The organism is Rhodopseudomonas parapalustris (assembly GCF_053772255.1).
Genome location: NZ_JAMKBZ010000011.1, coordinates 143,174 through 157,240 on the forward strand (window position 1 = coordinate 143,174; position 14,067 = coordinate 157,240).

A 14,067-nucleotide genomic window follows, 5' to 3' on the forward strand; every position below is an offset into this window, starting at 1 on the left:
AAACCATGCCGTATCTCGTTGCTGCCGATCTCCCCACCGACCCTGCAGGCGTGCGGTTCCGCTCGCTGATCGAGCGCGGCGGCATCGTCCGCATGCCGGGCGCGCACAATGGCATGGCCGCACTGCAGGCGCGCGCTGCCGGCTTCGAGGCGTTGTATCTGTCGGGCGCCGCGATGACCGCGTCGATGGGGATTCCCGACCTCGGAATGATCACGGTCGACGAGGTCGCGTTCTTCATCCGGCAGATCGCGCGGGCAGGCGGCCTTCCCACCCTGGTCGATGGCGACACCGGGTACGGCGAGGCCCTCAACGTCATGCACATGGTCCGCACCTTCGAGGATGCGGGCGCGGGCGCGGTTCATATCGAGGATCAGCTTCTGCCGAAGAAGTGCGGTCATCTCAACGACAAGAAGCTCGCCGATGCGAACGACATGGCCGCCAAGGTCGCCGCCGCGGCGAAAGCGCGGCGCCATCTCTATCTGATCGCACGAACCGATGCGGCGGCCAGCGAAGGCATCGACGGCGCAGTGGCGCGCGCCAGGCTGTACATCGAGGCCGGAGCCGACGCGATCTTTCCCGAGGCGCTGACCACGGCCGAGATGTTCCGCGAATTCGCTGCTCGGATGCCGGGCGTGCCGCTGCTCGCCAACATGACCGAATTCGGCCGGACTCCGTTCTTCACCGCCGACGAGTTTCAGCAGATGGGCTACCGGATGGTGATCTGGCCGGTGTCGTCGCTGCGCGTCGCCAACAAGGCGCAACAGAAGCTCTATGCGACGTTGCGGCGGGACGGCAGCACGCAAGCGATGCTCGGCGACATGCAGACACGCGCCGAGCTGTACGACACGCTCGGGCTCGACCGGTTCGAGGCGCTGGATGCGTCGATCGTTCGATCGATCGCGCCGGCGTCGGCCGGATCATAGGCGAGAGACGGAATCGGCGGGCAGCAAGCCGATGTCGCGTCCCGAGCGGCGGAAGCTGATAGCTCCGGTTCGGTAGGACAGAGTCTTTCTGCCTGTTGCTGTGCGTCTTGCGCGGGGGAAACTAATTAGTTGAGATGATCGAAGCGTGGATCGCTTGACAGCCTTGGATCACCCTCGCCATAGTGATCGCCGTCGAGGTTCTTCGGATCGTATCGTCCGGAGCTAAGAGGGAAGCCGGTGCAAGGCCGGCGCTGCCCCCGCAACTGTCAGCGGCGAGCCGACGTTCAGCAAAGCCACTGGGAGCGATCCCGGGAAGGTCGAACGAAGGCGATGACCCGCGAGCCAGGAGACCTGCCTCGTCGAACGAAACGTCCACGGGCGGGGTGCCCCGGTGGTGCGCTTGTGGCCCCGCCGTGCTTGCGGTTCGGGGAATCATGCCGCGTCGCTAGGCCTTGCCCCCAACTTTTGGGGTTGAGCCATGTCTTCTCTCACAACTACTACGTCTCTTGCCGTCGCCACACTCGGCACACCGCGGATCGGGCCGCGGCGCGAGCTGAAATCCGCACTCGAAAGTTTCTGGGCCGGCAAGTCGACGGAAGCCGACCTGCTGCGAGTTGCGGCCGCGTTGCGCGCGGCGAACTGGGCGCGGCAAAAAGCGCGCGGCGTCAGCGTGATTCCGTCGAACGACTTCTCGCTCTACGATCAGGTCCTCGACACCAGCGTGATGGTCGGCGCGATTCCCGAGATCTATGGGTGGAAAGGGGGCCCGGTTTCGCTCGCCACCTATTTCGCCATGGCCCGCGGCACGCAGGCCGACGTCGCTGGGCACGGCTGTGCCAACGGTCATTACCACGACGAGACGACACCGCATGGCGTTCCGGCTCAGGAGATGACCAAGTGGTTCGATACCAACTACCACTATATGGTCCCTGAATTTGCCGCCGGGCAGCGCTTCCAGCTCGCGTCGCTCAAGCCGCTCGACGAATATCGCGAGTCGAAGGCGCTGGGCTACGACACCCGTCCGGTGCTGCTCGGGCCGGTCACCTATCTGAAGCTCGGAAAGAGCGCGGATGAGGGGCTCGATGTGCTGTCGCTGCTGCCGCAACTGGTGCCGGTCTATATCGAGATTCTCGGCCGGCTCGCGGCCGAGGGGGCGAAGTGGGTCCAACTCGACGAACCGGCGCTGGTGCTCGATCTCGACGACCGCGACCGCCAGGCGTTTCGCGACGTCTACGGCCAGATCGCGCGGGAGCTGCCGCATCTCGATATCATGCTGGCGACCTATTTCGGCGGGCTCGGCGACAATCTCGAGACCGCGCTGGCGCTACCGATCGCGGGTCTGCATCTCGACCTGGTGCGGGCGCCGAAGCAGATCAACGCTGTGATCGCGAAGGGGCCGAAGGATCTAGTGCTGTCGCTTGGCGTGGTCGACGGACGCAATATCTGGCGCGCCGACCTGCCTGACTTGCTCGACCGCCTCGAGCCGATCGTGCAGCAGCGTGGGCTCGACCGCGTGCAATTGGCGCCGTCGTGTTCGCTGCTGCACGTGCCGGTCGATCTCGAACTCGAAACCGGCCTCGATCCCGACCTGAAGAACTGGTTGTCGTTCTCGCTGCAGAAGATGGGCGAGTTGTCGACGTTGGGCAGGGCCTTGAGCGGCGACCGGGCCGCGGTGCACGACCAGTTGTCCGCCTCGGCCAAGGCGGCCGCGACGCGGCGCAAGTCGCCCAAAGTGCACGACACGGCGGTGATCGGCCGCGCCGCGGCGGTCACCGCCACGATGACCCAGCGCAACAGCGGATTTGCGGCGCGTGCGACATTGCAGCATCAGCGGCTACAGCTGCCGGCGTTTCCGACCACCACGATCGGGTCGTTTCCGCAGACCGCCCAGATCCGCCAGGTCCGCGCCGCTCATGCCAAGGGCGCGATCTCGGATGCGGACTACAACACGTTCCTGCGCGGCGAGACCGCCCGGGCGATTCAGTGGCAGGAGAAGGTCGGCCTCGACGTTCTGGTCCATGGCGAGTTCGAACGCAACGACATGGTGCAGTATTTCGGCGAGCAGCTCTCCGGCTTCGCCTTCACCAAGGAAGGCTGGGTGCAGAGCTACGGGTCGCGCTGCGTGCGGCCGCCGATCCTGTTCGGCGACGTGTCGCGGCCGCGGCCGATGACGGTCGGCTGGTGGAAATATGCGCAATCGCTCACCGCCAAGCCGATGAAGGGCATGCTGACCGGACCGGTGACGATCCTGAACTGGTCGTTCGTGCGTGACGACGTTCCGCGCAGCACCGCGTGCCGCCAGATCGCGCTCGCGATCCGCGACGAAGTCGGCGATCTCGAACAGGCGGGCGCCTCGATGATCCAGATCGACGAGGCGGCGTTGCGCGAGGGGCTGCCGCTGCGCCGCTCCGAATGGAAGAGCTATCTCGACTGGGCGGTCGAGTGCTTCCGGCTGTGTTCGTCCGGCGTCAACGACGAGACGCAGATCCACACCCACATGTGCTATTCGGAGTTCAACGACATCATCGATGCGATCGCCGCGATGGACGCCGATGTGATCTCGATCGAGACGTCGCGCTCGAAGATGGAGCTGCTCGACGCGTTCAAGACCTACAAGTACCCGAACGAGATTGGTCCCGGCGTCTACGACATTCATTCGCCCCGGGTGCCGTCAGTCGAGGAAATGACCACGCTGCTCCAACTAGCGCGTCAGCGGCTGTCGGATGGGCAATTGTGGGTCAATCCGGACTGTGGATTGAAGACGCGCGGCTGGGACGAAGTCCAGGGGGCGCTCGTCAACATGGTCGAAGCAGCGCGGCGGATTCGCGAGGTCAGTGCGGGATGAAGCGGCACCGCTCTGAATGACGTTTCTGACGCGCTGCGATCGGGGAGGCCTCCGGCTCAATGTCGGAGGCCTCCAGGAGCTTGTCGTGTCTATGAATGATCGTGTTGTGCAGATTTTTGCAGCTGCGGATGAGCCATGCGAACGCGCGCGATGGAGTTACGTTAGCCGAGATCGCAGAGGACGATCATTGAGTCGCGGCCAGCTGAAGATCGCGGTGCCGCGGCTGGAGTGGGTCGCCAATTTCGACGACCTCGATCCGCTGGTCGCCGAGCCCGATGTCGATCTGCGCTGGATCCAGCCCGGCACGCCGATCCCGGCGGACATCGACGTCGAGATCCTGCCGGGTTCCAAGGCGACGCGGACCGAACTCGACCTGATCCGGTGCGAAGGCTGGGATATCGATATCCACGCTCACGTCCGTCGCGGCGGACGCGTGGTCGGGCTGTGTGCCGGCTTCCATATGCTTGGCCGCATCGTCCGCGATCCGCTGGGCCTCGAAGGTCCGCCTGGTGAGACGGCCGGGCTCGGCCTGCTGGAGTTCGAAACCGAGATCTCCGGCGACAAGCGCCTCGTCGAGATCGACGCCCGCGACCGCCTCAGCGGCTGCCGGGTCACCGACTATGAGATGCACATGGGCCGGACCACCGGTGCCGGCCTGGCGCGGCCGTGGCTTACGCTCGACGATGGCACCGGGCTTCGGCCTGAAGGCGCGATGTCGGCCTGGCAGCCCATCGCGTCGATGGTCACAGAGCGCCTTCAAGCTGTCCGGCCTCGGCGAGTTGGTCGAGCAGTCCGGGAATGGCGGTGATCTTGTTCGCCTTTTCCGGGACTGGCCTGCGCCAACACCAGCCGGGCGGTGGTGGCGTAGGCCGAGAGCGTGTGCAGGCTTTTGAGCCCCTTGCGGCGGTCGTGGGTCCTACGTGCGGTCGTGCCGTCGATGGCAATGAGGTCGTGCCGCCCGGGCCACAGCGCCTCCACCCAGTCCTGGAAGCTGCGCGCGAACAGGATCGGATCGACCCGGTTGACCAGCAACGCAGCCAGCGCTCGTACGGAATAGCGTGATGGAAGTCCGCCGCCTTCTGCAGCAAGTCGATATGGTGGTTTCCCCAGGCGGCGATGTCGTCGAAATCGTCGCACGAGGCGATGGTGGCGCAGGTCACCAGCAGCAGCACCTCCGACAGCGGATACATCACCCGCCATGGTTCGCGCTCGTCGTCGAGCTTGGAAAAGCTGCGAGAGTATGCACAGCGCGCGCCCGCGGCAGTTCCTCGTCGAGCATCGTATCGGACATGGCTTCCATCGAGGCGATCCCGGTCGAATCAGGGAAGGAATCACGCCATGCCGTCAAATCAAAACATCGCCTCCAAGCCCGTTAACCTGACTTACGGGTCGTGGGAGGAGAATCTGCTGATCTTGACAAATCGTTCAAATATGATGAGTTGCAAGCGTCATTGCGTCGAATATGGACAATTGATATGGGTTCACCCAAGGCGAAGCCAGCATTGGAACGGCTGGGCCAGGATATCCGTAACGCGCGTCTGCGGCGTGGCATTGCCGTGGCGGACCTCGCCTTGCGTGCAGGAACTTCGCCGAGTTCCATCGCCCGCCTTGAACGGGGTGATCCGGGCGTTGCAATCGGAACGCTTGCCGACGTTCTCGTTGTGCTAGGCCTTCTGGAGCGGCTCGCCGACCTTATCGATATCCGAAAGGACGATTTGGGGCTGGCGCTGGCAGCGGAGCGCGGACCTCGGCGGGGCCGCTCCTTCGCGGCACGGCTGAGAAAGCAGAAGGCTCAGACGGAGGATAAGCAGGATCGGCAGGACGTTGTGGACCCTGACGGGGCCTCCTTCTGATGTCCGATTTCGTCGCCCATGTCGCGCTTGGCGCAAGCCGAACATCGGTGGGCCAATTGCGTTTCACCCATGCCGGGCCGCGGCAGTTCTCGACCTTTGCTTATGGCGCCGAATGGATCGAAAATCCGCGTGCCTTCGCCATACAGCCGGACTTTCCTCTTGAGGCCGGCCCATTTCACACCTCGGGGCAGGCCGGCAACATGCGCGACGCATTGCCGGGCGTTTTCGCGGATGCGGCTCCGGACAGTTGGGGACGCAGGCTTCTTGAACGGGCCTATGGCAATGGTCTCAACGAATTCGAGTATCTGACGCTTTCCGACGATACCTGCCGGCAAGGCGCGTTGCGCTTTTTGGATGACAAGGGCGAGGTCATTCGCGGCAAGGCGGCGGACGCCGTTCCGCGTTTGGTCGATCTCGAAACCATCACGGTGATCGCGCGGGCCTATGAGCAAGGCAAGGAAATCTCGCCGGAGGAAATGCAGGCGCTGGCCGGCGCCGGCGGCTCTGGCGGCGCTCGCCCCAAAGCGAATGTCAGGGACGGCGATGCACTTTGGCTGGCGAAGTTCACCTCAGTCCACGATCAACAACCGATCGAGCGCGTCGAGGTCGCAACCCTCCGCCTAGCGGCAGCCTGCGGTATCCGCACGCCTAAGACACGGTTGGAGTTGGCCGACACGCCGTTCCCGGTCGCGCTGATTCAGCGGTTCGACCGACGTGGAGCTACACGAATTCCCTATATCTCCGCCCGCACCGCGCTCGGCAAGACGGGATCGGAACTGGGTTCCTATACTGAGATCGTGGATTTCATGCGGGCTTATTCATCCGATCCTTCTGACGATTTCCGCGAGCTCTACCGGCGTCTGATCTTCACAATCTTGGTGTCCAACAAGGACGATCACCTAAAGAACCATGGCTTCCTTTATGTGGGGGCGGGTCAGTGGCGTTTGTCGCCGGTGTTCGACGTGAACCCGGCGCCCGACCGCAACCCGCATCTTGAGACGGCAATCCTCGAGGGTGGCGCCCATGACCGGTCGATCAACCTCGCACTGGAAGCCTGTGCGTTCTTCGAGATTCTCGAGGCCGAGGCACGGGAGATTATCCGGACAACGGCGAAGTGCATTTCGGACCGATGGCGGGAAGCCTTCAGGCAAGTTGGCATCTCTGGCACGCTGGCGCGCGACTACGAGGCTGCTTTCATCGGCGATGAGATGGAAGTAGCACGCTCTTTAAGTCATTTATGACGAATAATGGCAGATTGCGCGTCAAGTATGACTGTTTTTGAGCCTCCCGCCCCACCAAACGGCTGCTCATGACGAGGCGGGTTTGGCCCCTTCGGGGATGCTAACTTTGCCCGCAGCAACGGCGTCAACCTTGGCGGCGCCATCGACGCGGATCGTCTCCGGGAATCCGACCTCCTGGCAGACCTTTTCCAGTGCTTCCACGACGTCAGCACCACGGAAGGTGAACCGCGGCACCAACGCCGGCGAGAACCGCGAGAAGATATCGACTATCGCCAGAACCCGAAGCTTGTGGCTGGTCGATAGCTGATCATGAACGAAGTCTATTGCCCAAGTCTCGTTCGATCGCGTCGGTGGCTGACGATCGTCCCGGAGCTTGGCCTTGACCCGACGTTTGGGCGATTTGTTGCGCAGTTGTAGGCCTAATTCGCGATAGACGCGACGCGTCTTGTTCTGACCGTGTCGCCAACCCTCGCGCCGTAACAGGACGTGGACACGTCGATATCCGTAGCGAACGCGGGTATGGCAGATCTCCTTGATCCGATTTTCGAGAGCAGCCTGGCCGGAGCGACGCGATTTGCAGTGGTGGTCGACCGATCGAACTCGAGGGCTTCGCAGGCCTACGAAATACCGAAGGCCCGAAAGAACGGGCGTTGGCGATCGTCAAAGAGGAGGCGACAAAGGCGACAAGAAAACGCAGACGCTGCCGATCCCGAGCGGTTCGATCGGCAACATGATCTCCGCCTGTAATGTGTGGTGCGCCAAATTGCATCTAGGCTGACGGTCCCGGTGTCTGCGGAGCTCACGACGACGCAGGGAGTCTTACCTCCACCGCGAGGGCGTATCGACGTCGCCGGTCCAGGAATAGACCGCCAGCAGCGGCTCGTCGCCAGCGCGCATGGCGTGGACGACGTCGGCGGCGTGCAGGATGGCGTCGCCCGGCCGGCGCGGTGCGGTGTCGGTGGCGACGGTCCAGTGCGGATGGCCGACCACGATCCGATACAGCTCGACCGCGGGATGGCGGTGCGGCGGATAGTAGGTCCGCGGGCCGATCAAGGTGAGGCCAAAGCAGACCTCGCGGCTGACGATCGGCGCCAGCGGGCCGATCAGTTCGGCCCAGCCCATAGCGCCTTCGAGGCCGGGGGCATCGTCGCGCGGCGTATAGCCGTAACGCCACGGCAGCTGCTGCGCGACCGGGCGGAGGGCGGCCGCGGCCTCGGGCGCTGCAGCTTCGGCGAGATCGAGCACCGCCGGTAGGTGCCGCGTCAGCGGGTGATGCGTCGGCTGCAGCGTCGCAGCCTCCGCAGGGGCTGCGGCGAGCAGCGCTTCGACGCGGCGGATCTCGGCCCTGGCTGCGTCATCGGCGCCGGCCGGATCGGCGCGGTGCGTCACGGCTGCGCGAGCAAATCAAGAACACCGGCGGAATTCTGCGCGGCGAGCTGACGGTGGTGATGACCGGCTGTCCGGCCGAAATGATTGGCGACGACGTCGAGGCGGTGGCGCGGGAAGCCCGTGACAGCGGCGACGACGTGCTCGATCTGACGACGGCGGGATTTCGCGACTCTGCCTATCACGGCTACGAGTCGTTTCTCAAAGGCGCGATCGCCAAGGCGACCGGGACCAAGCCGCGCCGCGCCGGGCTGGTCAATCTGTTCGGTCCGGTGCCGCATCAGGACGCTTTCTGGCTCGCCGAGATCGAGGAGCTGCCGCGGCTGATCGCCGGAGTCGGGTTGACGCCCAATCCGCTGTTCGGCCCGCTCGGCGGCGTCGCCGGCCTGCGCGCGGTGGCACAGGCCGAGCTCAGCCTGTCAGTCTCGCCCTGGGGTGCTGCGGCGGCCCGGGCGCTCGACGACGGCTTCGGCGTTCCATTCATCGACAGCCGTAGTCTGCCGGTCGGCGCGATCGCTACCACGGAGCTGCTCGAACGCGTTGTCGCCTCGGTCGGCGAAGTCGACGACAGCGCAGCACGGGCCTTCATCGAGATGGAGCGCCGACGCGAAGCCTATTGCCTCGATCATCTACTTGAAACGCTGTACCGCCAGGGCGGTCCGCGCAGCTTCGCCGTCGCGGTGCCGAGTCTGTATGCCGCCGGCCTCGCTCGTTTTCTGATCGAGACGCTGGGCTGGTCGCCGTCGGCGATCATCGTCACCGACGACCCGCCGCTCGGTGCCCGCGAAGCGATGCAGCAGGATCTGGCGGCGGTGCATTACAGCGAAGACGATGATGAGATCGCGCGTTTGATCGCCGGCAGCGGCGCCGAGTTCGTGTTCGGCTGCGCGCTGGAGCGTCCGGCGGCCGTGCGGCTCGGCGTGCCGCTGGTTGAATGCGCCGCTCCAACTCACAACCTCGGCCTGACCACCGGCTTCGGCGGCTTTCGCGGCGGCGTCGCGCTTCTGGACGCGATCGTTTGTTCGGTCGCGGCGCTCGACAACGCCGGCTTATGAACGCCGATCGGCCGCATCTGAACCGCCCCGGGTTTGCCGGAGGCCATTTGGTTTGAGTTAGACCACCATGGCGGGTTGTCCAGCATGGCGTAGTAGCGTTGCTCGGCTTCGGCCGGCGAGATGTTGCCGATCGGCTTGAGGAGCCGTCGGTTGTTGACCCAGTCGACCCATTTCAGGGTGGCGAACTCGACCGCCTCGAAGCTACGCCATCGCCAGCGCCGATGGATCACCTTGGCTTTGTAGAGGCCGTTGATGGTTTCGGCGAGAGCATTGTCGTAGGAATCCCCGACGCTGCCGACCGAAGGTTCGATGCCGGCCTCAGCCAGACGTTCGGTGTACTTGATCGAGACGTATTGGCTACCCCGATCGCTATGGTGGACGAGGCTGCCGCGATGGACCGGCCGCCGATCGTGCAGCGCCTGCTCCAGGGCATCGAGCACGAAGCCGACGTGCGCGGTTCGTGAGGCCCGCCAGCCGACGATCCGGCGGGCGTAGGCGTCGATCACGAAGGCGACGTGATGGATCCAAGCGTTGAACCAGAAGACGTCCTCACCAACAGCTTCTTGGGCGGACCGGAAAAGTATTCGATATCGAGAACGTCGTCGGTCCGCAGTGTCGCCGCGAAGGTCCGTACCGGCGAATTCACGGTGGTGCATTCGGTGATGTTGCACTCGGCGGGAACGTCGCCGCCGCCTCCGCCGGTCTTTTCTTTCGGGCTAGCATTGGAAGATGTCTCTTCGCTGCGTCCTCGAGCGCTAATGCCTTTGCACGCTACGATCTTTCGCCTGAAGCATCGCCTCCAGGATTCGGCGCAGGCGACGGACCGATCCTCCGGGCCAAGCGGCCGCGACGATGTCGCGCTCCTGTGGATCGAGCGGCGCGATCCAGCGGCGATCGACGCCGTGATCGGCGGCGATCGCATCGATGAGTGCCGGCAGGAGGGCATCGATGTCTTTCGGTTGAGGTGTGGGGAATGCGGTAATCCGGAAACGGTCCCGGAGCGGCGAGGGCAGGGGCTCGAGCGTATTGGCGGTGGCCACGTAGCTGACGTGGCTGAGGTCGAGCGCGATCTGCAGAGCCGGCTCTGGGTAGCGGGCGCTCGTCTCCGGCTCGAGCAGGCCCAGCAGGCAGTCCCACAGCCGCCCGTGGTCGGTGCGCGTGCCGGCCTTCTCGAGTTCGTCGATCAGCACGATGGGGTTGGCGATCCTGCCGCGCGCGATCGCCAGCATCGGATGGCAGGGCTCGGCCGAATGCCAGCGCCGGTCGGTGCCGGCAAAGGTGTTGCCGTCCGCTTGGGCGGCATCGGTCCGCCAGATCGCGACGCCGAGCACTTCTGCGAGCCGGCGAGCGAAGCGGGACTTGCCGCTGCCCGGTTCGCCGACGAGGAGCAGCGGCCGCAGCTTGATGGTGGGGCGAGAGATCAGATCGGTGAGCGCAAAGTCGATCACCTCGGCCGCATAGGGGAACTCGGCGCTCAGGGCGGTGCGCACCTCGTGGAGCACGGGAGTCTCGACGAGCGGCAGCGCTGCGTTGAGGACCGGCCGGAACGGCTCGATGAACTTGTTGGCCTTCAACACCTGCTCGTCGATCTGGCCGACGATAACATGGTTCGTGGCGACCGGGCCGTTGAGCGGGGAAGGGGCCGCATCCTCCGGCAGGGCCGGCGGCGTCGCCTTCGCCTTGTCCTTCTCCATTTGCTGCTTGACGCTGCGGCGGACCCGGACGGCAGTGTCGAGGACAGCCGACCTGATCCGGTAGCGCGCCGATCGCTCGCCCAGCGGAGCCGCAAATGCGATGGCGGACGACGGCAAGAGAGGGTCGGCTGCGGCCGGGAGCACGGCCCAGCCGTAGACGACGCGTTCAAGCTCGGCGCATTGCTGATCGTCGATCCTGGGAGCGATGCGGCCGAACGCGATGATCATCGCCCGCGCGACGCGCCGGAACGTGGCGAAGCTGCCCGCGTCACACGGCACGCTGAGCGAGAGCAGGCGGACGCAATCGGCAAGGCTTCGCAGCAGCGGCAGATCCCGGAATACGGCGAGCCGGTCGAGTTCGGTGGCAAGCTCGGCGCCGGCCTCGGGGGTCTGAACGGCCGCCCAGGCGGCATTGGCCGGCAGGTCCGGACACAGCTGCTCGATCTCGGCCACGAGGCGGTGAGGGACCGCCTCGCCCTGATTGCTCTGGCCCAGCAGGGCGTAGCGCAGGATCCTCGGAAGGCCCTCCAGGTCCTTCAGGTCGCCGTCCGCCGAATCCGCGGCCGCTCCCTCCAGAACGGTGTCCGGATCGACGCCGTTCCAGAACTGATCGTCGGCTTCATTGCCCAAGTCATCCCCGATCAATGGCTGCAACCCGGCCAACCGTCGTCATCGCCGAGGTCGAACATCGACAGGGGCGAGAGCAGCTGATCCCAATCCTGTGAATCGGCCGGCCGAGCCGGTAGAATCTTGACAAGGTCCGTGCCCACCGCGCGTTCGGATCGACCCACCACAGCTGCGAAGTGATGATCTTGCGGGAGCCCAGCAGGGGGTGGTCCGTGACCTCGCCGGCGAGGCGCAGGCCCAACGAGGTGATCACCGGCGCATAGCGGTCGAGCAGCGGTGTGCGCGGCAGGAGCGCCAATACGAACGACGGATCGCTCCCGAGCGCCGCGCCATCTTCGGCCAGCGACCTCAAGCGATCGGTCAGTTCGGGCGTGATGCTCCCGGGATCGAGGAAGGGGAAGCTGCGGATCAACATCATGAAGCAGGCCTTTGAAGCGAAGGAGAGCGGACAAGGTCGAGGTCCGGATCAGATGCGGCGGCACCGTCAGGGCGGATTGGCAACATCCGGAGGGGCGGCTGGACCGGCCACCTGCGCCGTTGGACCGGCGTCAGCGTTGCTCCGCAGGACGACGGCGGACGCAAAGGCGCGGCAGCGCTCCGTCAGATCGGCCTCCCGCCAGATCGGGCGCCGGTCGAACAGCGCCGCCAGCCGGGCGTCATTAAGAAACGGAACCTCGACCAGGATCCGTGACGGCTCGCTGGCACGCGGCCCACAATCCGCATGATCGGCGTAGCGCAGCATGGCGCCGAGCAAGCGAAGCTGGTCCGACCGGACCGCGCCGGGCGCAATCGTCGCCAGGAACACCGGCGCCGCTGGCCGGAGGTCGTGAACCGGATCAGGACGACATTCCAGGTCGCGCACCCGGCCACGACCGGTTTGGAGATCCCGGACCTGGCCAAGACTGCGGACCGCCCAATCGATCTCGAACACCGATGCCCGTACCGGCAGGAGCACCGCCGCAGCGCCGCGCAGGATCCGTTCGTTCAAGCCCCGCACATGGCAGCACAGATCGACCACGACGTCGCATTCGGGCCGATCGTGGTGATCGCTTCCTCGGCGAGGGCGGTGCTGAACCGCTCGTCCGCCGCCTCGATCGTCCGGATCATCTCGTCGCTCAGATCCGGCGGAAGCACGTAGGCAGGTGGCAGCGCGACGTCGCGGCACGGCAGCGGCAAGGTCGTGCCGATCGGCTCGATCGCCGAGACGAGGCCATCGCAGGTTTGCCGGATCAGCAGCGTCGGGCGACCCAGAAGATGCAGGCCATATGCCAGCAGAGCCGCCATCAAGCTACGGCCGGCACCTCCCTTGAAGCCGCCGATGAGATAAAGGCGCATGGCCATCGCCCTCCCCTCAGGCGGCGCGGTGCCGAGCCGGGTAGTTCCGCTGCTTCAGCGGGACCGGCTCGGCCTCGTAGGCAGCACGCAGCCTTGCGGTCGCGCTGTGAAGCCGCTTATGCGAGGTCGAGATCGGAAGGGAGAGCCGGGCGGAGATCTCGTCATGCGACAAGCCCTCGATCCGGGCCAGCCAGATGATCTCCTGATCAGCTTCCGACAAGGTGCCGATGATCGCCATCACCTTGTCGAACTCGACCTTCTGCTCCTGCGAGGGGGCGATCGCCTGGTCGAACCTGGCCGCCGCATCGTCATCCTCCGATCCAGCCAGCTTCAACGGCACGGAGGTGCGAACACGCGCGCTGCGGCGCGCGTTGCGGATATGGCCGTGGAGGATCGCCAGCAGCCACCCGGACAGATTGTCGTCTTCGAACCGGTCCGCAATCCGCAGGGCCGTCACCATGGTGTCCTGGACGAAGTCTTCGGGGGATCCAAGCTGGGTCCGGCCGCCGATCAGGAATGCCGCGTGGCGCTCCAGGGTCGGCCGCAAGGCTACGATGCGTTCGAGAAATTGGGCGGCGGATTTATCCGACATCAGCGGCTCCTTGCAGAATGGAGGCCGCAACCTGGCAGGATCCAAAATGCCGGTCCAGGATCTAAATCCTATTATATTGACGAGCCTGCCACGCAGCTGCGCCGGTCAACCGTTTGAAGCGTCCATCGGCCGCCGCGCCGATCCGGATCGGCCCAAGCTCGAACATCTGGATCACCGGCAGGCGTCTGAAGAGCGAACAGCCGCCGGACCAACGTGAAGCCTGCTTCCCGGAGCCCAATCTGCCCATGGCCTCGGCGATTCAGCGCGCAACGCCGTTTGCCGAAGTAATGGGGGGAATGCGCCTCGAACGTCAGCCCGCCCGCGTCATCTGGTGAGGCTTGCGCTGAAAGCCCCAGCCGTCGGCGTAGCGCTCGATCAGCTGGTCGACGCGCCGCTGGGCGGCATTCCGGTCAAAACCCTGGTCAACCAGTCGGTCGATGATCGCCTCGTACCAGGCGCCGAGTTCGTTGCCCCGGCCGTCCTGCAGCGCCTCGCTGATCGCAAGATGCAGCGCTA

General features: G+C 65.2%; 14 protein-coding genes, 3 pseudogenes and 1 riboswitch. Of the genes and pseudogenes, 7 read left to right on the forward strand and 10 right to left on the reverse strand.

The window, feature by feature from the left end; all coding sequences use genetic code 11:
• The first annotated feature begins 5 nt into the window (after positions 1 to 5).
• From prpB to M9H71_RS12250, 3 genes are all read left to right on the forward strand, one after another.
• A complete protein-coding gene (prpB, locus tag M9H71_RS12240) occupies positions 6 to 923 on the forward strand; it encodes a methylisocitrate lyase (protein ID WP_455405272.1) in 918 nt (305 codons plus the stop codon).
• A gap of 178 nt (positions 924 to 1,101) precedes the next feature.
• Positions 1,102 to 1,296, forward strand: a riboswitch (cobalamin riboswitch).
• Between the two features lie 105 nt (positions 1,297 to 1,401).
• On the forward strand, positions 1,402 to 3,768 hold the full coding sequence (gene metE / locus M9H71_RS12245) for a 5-methyltetrahydropteroyltriglutamate--homocysteine S-methyltransferase (RefSeq protein WP_455405273.1): 2,367 nt from the start codon (positions 1,402 to 1,404) through the stop codon (positions 3,766 to 3,768).
• A gap of 187 nt (positions 3,769 to 3,955) precedes the next feature.
• Positions 3,956 to 4,576 carry a hypothetical protein gene (locus M9H71_RS12250; RefSeq protein ID WP_455405274.1) on the forward strand — a complete coding sequence of 207 codons (621 nt, stop codon included), beginning with the start codon at positions 3,956 to 3,958 and terminating at the stop codon, positions 4,574 to 4,576.
• On the opposite strand, the gene M9H71_RS12255 is transcribed toward M9H71_RS12250, so the two are convergent.
• Complete coding sequence (locus M9H71_RS12255; RefSeq protein WP_455405288.1) at positions 4,512 to 4,940, reverse strand: hypothetical protein; 429 nt, start codon at positions 4,938 to 4,940, stop codon at positions 4,512 to 4,514. The two genes, M9H71_RS12250 and M9H71_RS12255, sit on opposite strands and share 65 nt — an antisense overlap.
• On the opposite strand from M9H71_RS12255, the gene M9H71_RS12260 reads away from it, so the two are divergent.
• The 3 genes from M9H71_RS12260 (at position 4,830) to M9H71_RS12270 (ending at position 6,862) form a co-directional block, all read left to right on the forward strand.
• Positions 4,830 to 5,144, forward strand: coding sequence for a hypothetical protein (locus M9H71_RS12260; RefSeq protein WP_455405290.1), 315 nt, complete (start codon positions 4,830 to 4,832; stop codon positions 5,142 to 5,144). The genes M9H71_RS12255 and M9H71_RS12260 overlap by 111 nt on opposite strands.
• A 99-nt stretch (positions 5,145 to 5,243) precedes the next feature.
• A complete protein-coding gene (locus tag M9H71_RS12265; RefSeq protein ID WP_164631564.1) occupies positions 5,244 to 5,621 on the forward strand; it encodes a helix-turn-helix domain-containing protein in 378 nt (125 codons plus the stop codon).
• Positions 5,621 to 6,862 (forward strand): type II toxin-antitoxin system HipA family toxin, encoded by a 1,242-nt coding sequence (locus M9H71_RS12270; protein ID WP_455405275.1) that lies wholly within the window; start codon positions 5,621 to 5,623, stop codon positions 6,860 to 6,862. The genes M9H71_RS12265 and M9H71_RS12270 overlap by 1 nt, the downstream gene beginning before the upstream one ends.
• A 141-nt stretch (positions 6,863 to 7,003) precedes the next feature.
• Here the strand turns inward: M9H71_RS12270 and M9H71_RS12275 are convergent.
• Positions 7,004 to 7,479 (reverse strand): annotated as a pseudogene (locus M9H71_RS12275) (IS3 family transposase); the annotation flags it as partial.
• A gap of 202 nt (positions 7,480 to 7,681) precedes the next feature.
• Positions 7,682 to 8,251: a dimethylsulfonioproprionate lyase family protein gene (locus M9H71_RS12280; protein WP_455405276.1), complete on the reverse strand. Its 570-nt coding sequence runs from the start codon at positions 8,249 to 8,251 to the stop codon at positions 7,682 to 7,684.
• Between the two features lie 47 nt (positions 8,252 to 8,298).
• Between M9H71_RS12280 and M9H71_RS12285 the strand changes: the two genes are divergently transcribed.
• Positions 8,299 to 9,303 (forward strand): nitrogenase component 1, encoded by a 1,005-nt coding sequence (locus M9H71_RS12285; protein ID WP_455405289.1) that lies wholly within the window; start codon positions 8,299 to 8,301, stop codon positions 9,301 to 9,303.
• Here M9H71_RS12285 and M9H71_RS12290 read toward each other — a convergent pair.
• From M9H71_RS12290 to M9H71_RS12320, 7 genes and pseudogenes are all read right to left on the reverse strand, one after another.
• Positions 9,198 to 9,821: pseudogene (locus M9H71_RS12290) on the reverse strand (DDE-type integrase/transposase/recombinase); the annotation flags it as partial. The gene M9H71_RS12285 and the pseudogene M9H71_RS12290 overlap by 106 nt on opposite strands.
• A gap of 237 nt (positions 9,822 to 10,058) precedes the next feature.
• Positions 10,059 to 11,627, reverse strand: a complete 1,569-nt coding sequence (locus M9H71_RS12295; RefSeq protein WP_455405277.1) for an AAA family ATPase — start codon at positions 11,625 to 11,627, stop codon at positions 10,059 to 10,061.
• Position 11,628: 1 nt separating this feature from the next.
• Positions 11,629 to 12,042 carry a DUF6634 family protein gene (locus M9H71_RS12300; protein ID WP_455405278.1) on the reverse strand — a complete coding sequence of 138 codons (414 nt, stop codon included), beginning with the start codon at positions 12,040 to 12,042 and terminating at the stop codon, positions 11,629 to 11,631.
• A 66-nt stretch (positions 12,043 to 12,108) separates the two neighbouring features.
• Entirely contained in the window at positions 12,109 to 12,555 is a 447-nt protein-coding gene (locus tag M9H71_RS12305; RefSeq protein ID WP_455405279.1) for a hypothetical protein, read from the reverse strand.
• Between the two features lie 53 nt (positions 12,556 to 12,608).
• Positions 12,609 to 12,959 (reverse strand): hypothetical protein, encoded by a 351-nt coding sequence (locus M9H71_RS12310; RefSeq protein ID WP_455405280.1) that lies wholly within the window; start codon positions 12,957 to 12,959, stop codon positions 12,609 to 12,611.
• A 16-nt stretch (positions 12,960 to 12,975) separates the two neighbouring features.
• Positions 12,976 to 13,551: an RNA polymerase sigma factor gene (locus M9H71_RS12315; RefSeq protein ID WP_455405281.1), complete on the reverse strand. Its 576-nt coding sequence runs from the start codon at positions 13,549 to 13,551 to the stop codon at positions 12,976 to 12,978.
• A 310-nt stretch (positions 13,552 to 13,861) separates the two neighbouring features.
• Positions 13,862 to 14,067 (reverse strand): annotated as a pseudogene (locus tag M9H71_RS12320) (hypothetical protein); the annotation flags it as partial.

Bases quoted from the DNA above. Each gene is read 5' to 3' on its own strand.
- M9H71_RS12315 (WP_455405281.1), bottom strand. From the start codon at position 13,551: ATGTCGGATAAATCCGCCGCCCAATTTCTCGAACGCATCGTAGCCTTG.
- prpB (WP_455405272.1), top strand. From the start codon at position 6: ATGCCGTATCTCGTTGCTGCCGATCTCCCCACCGACCCTGCAGGCGTG.
- M9H71_RS12310 (WP_455405280.1), bottom strand. From the start codon at position 12,959: ATGCGCCTTTATCTCATCGGCGGCTTCAAGGGAGGTGCCGGCCGTAGC.
- M9H71_RS12270 (WP_455405275.1), top strand. From the start codon at position 5,621: ATGTCCGATTTCGTCGCCCATGTCGCGCTTGGCGCAAGCCGAACATCG.
- metE (WP_455405273.1), top strand. From the start codon at position 1,402: ATGTCTTCTCTCACAACTACTACGTCTCTTGCCGTCGCCACACTCGGC.
- M9H71_RS12260 (WP_455405290.1), top strand. From the start codon at position 4,830: ATGGAAGTCCGCCGCCTTCTGCAGCAAGTCGATATGGTGGTTTCCCCA.
- M9H71_RS12265 (WP_164631564.1), top strand. From the start codon at position 5,244: ATGGGTTCACCCAAGGCGAAGCCAGCATTGGAACGGCTGGGCCAGGAT.
- M9H71_RS12300 (WP_455405278.1), bottom strand. From the start codon at position 12,042: ATGATGTTGATCCGCAGCTTCCCCTTCCTCGATCCCGGGAGCATCACG.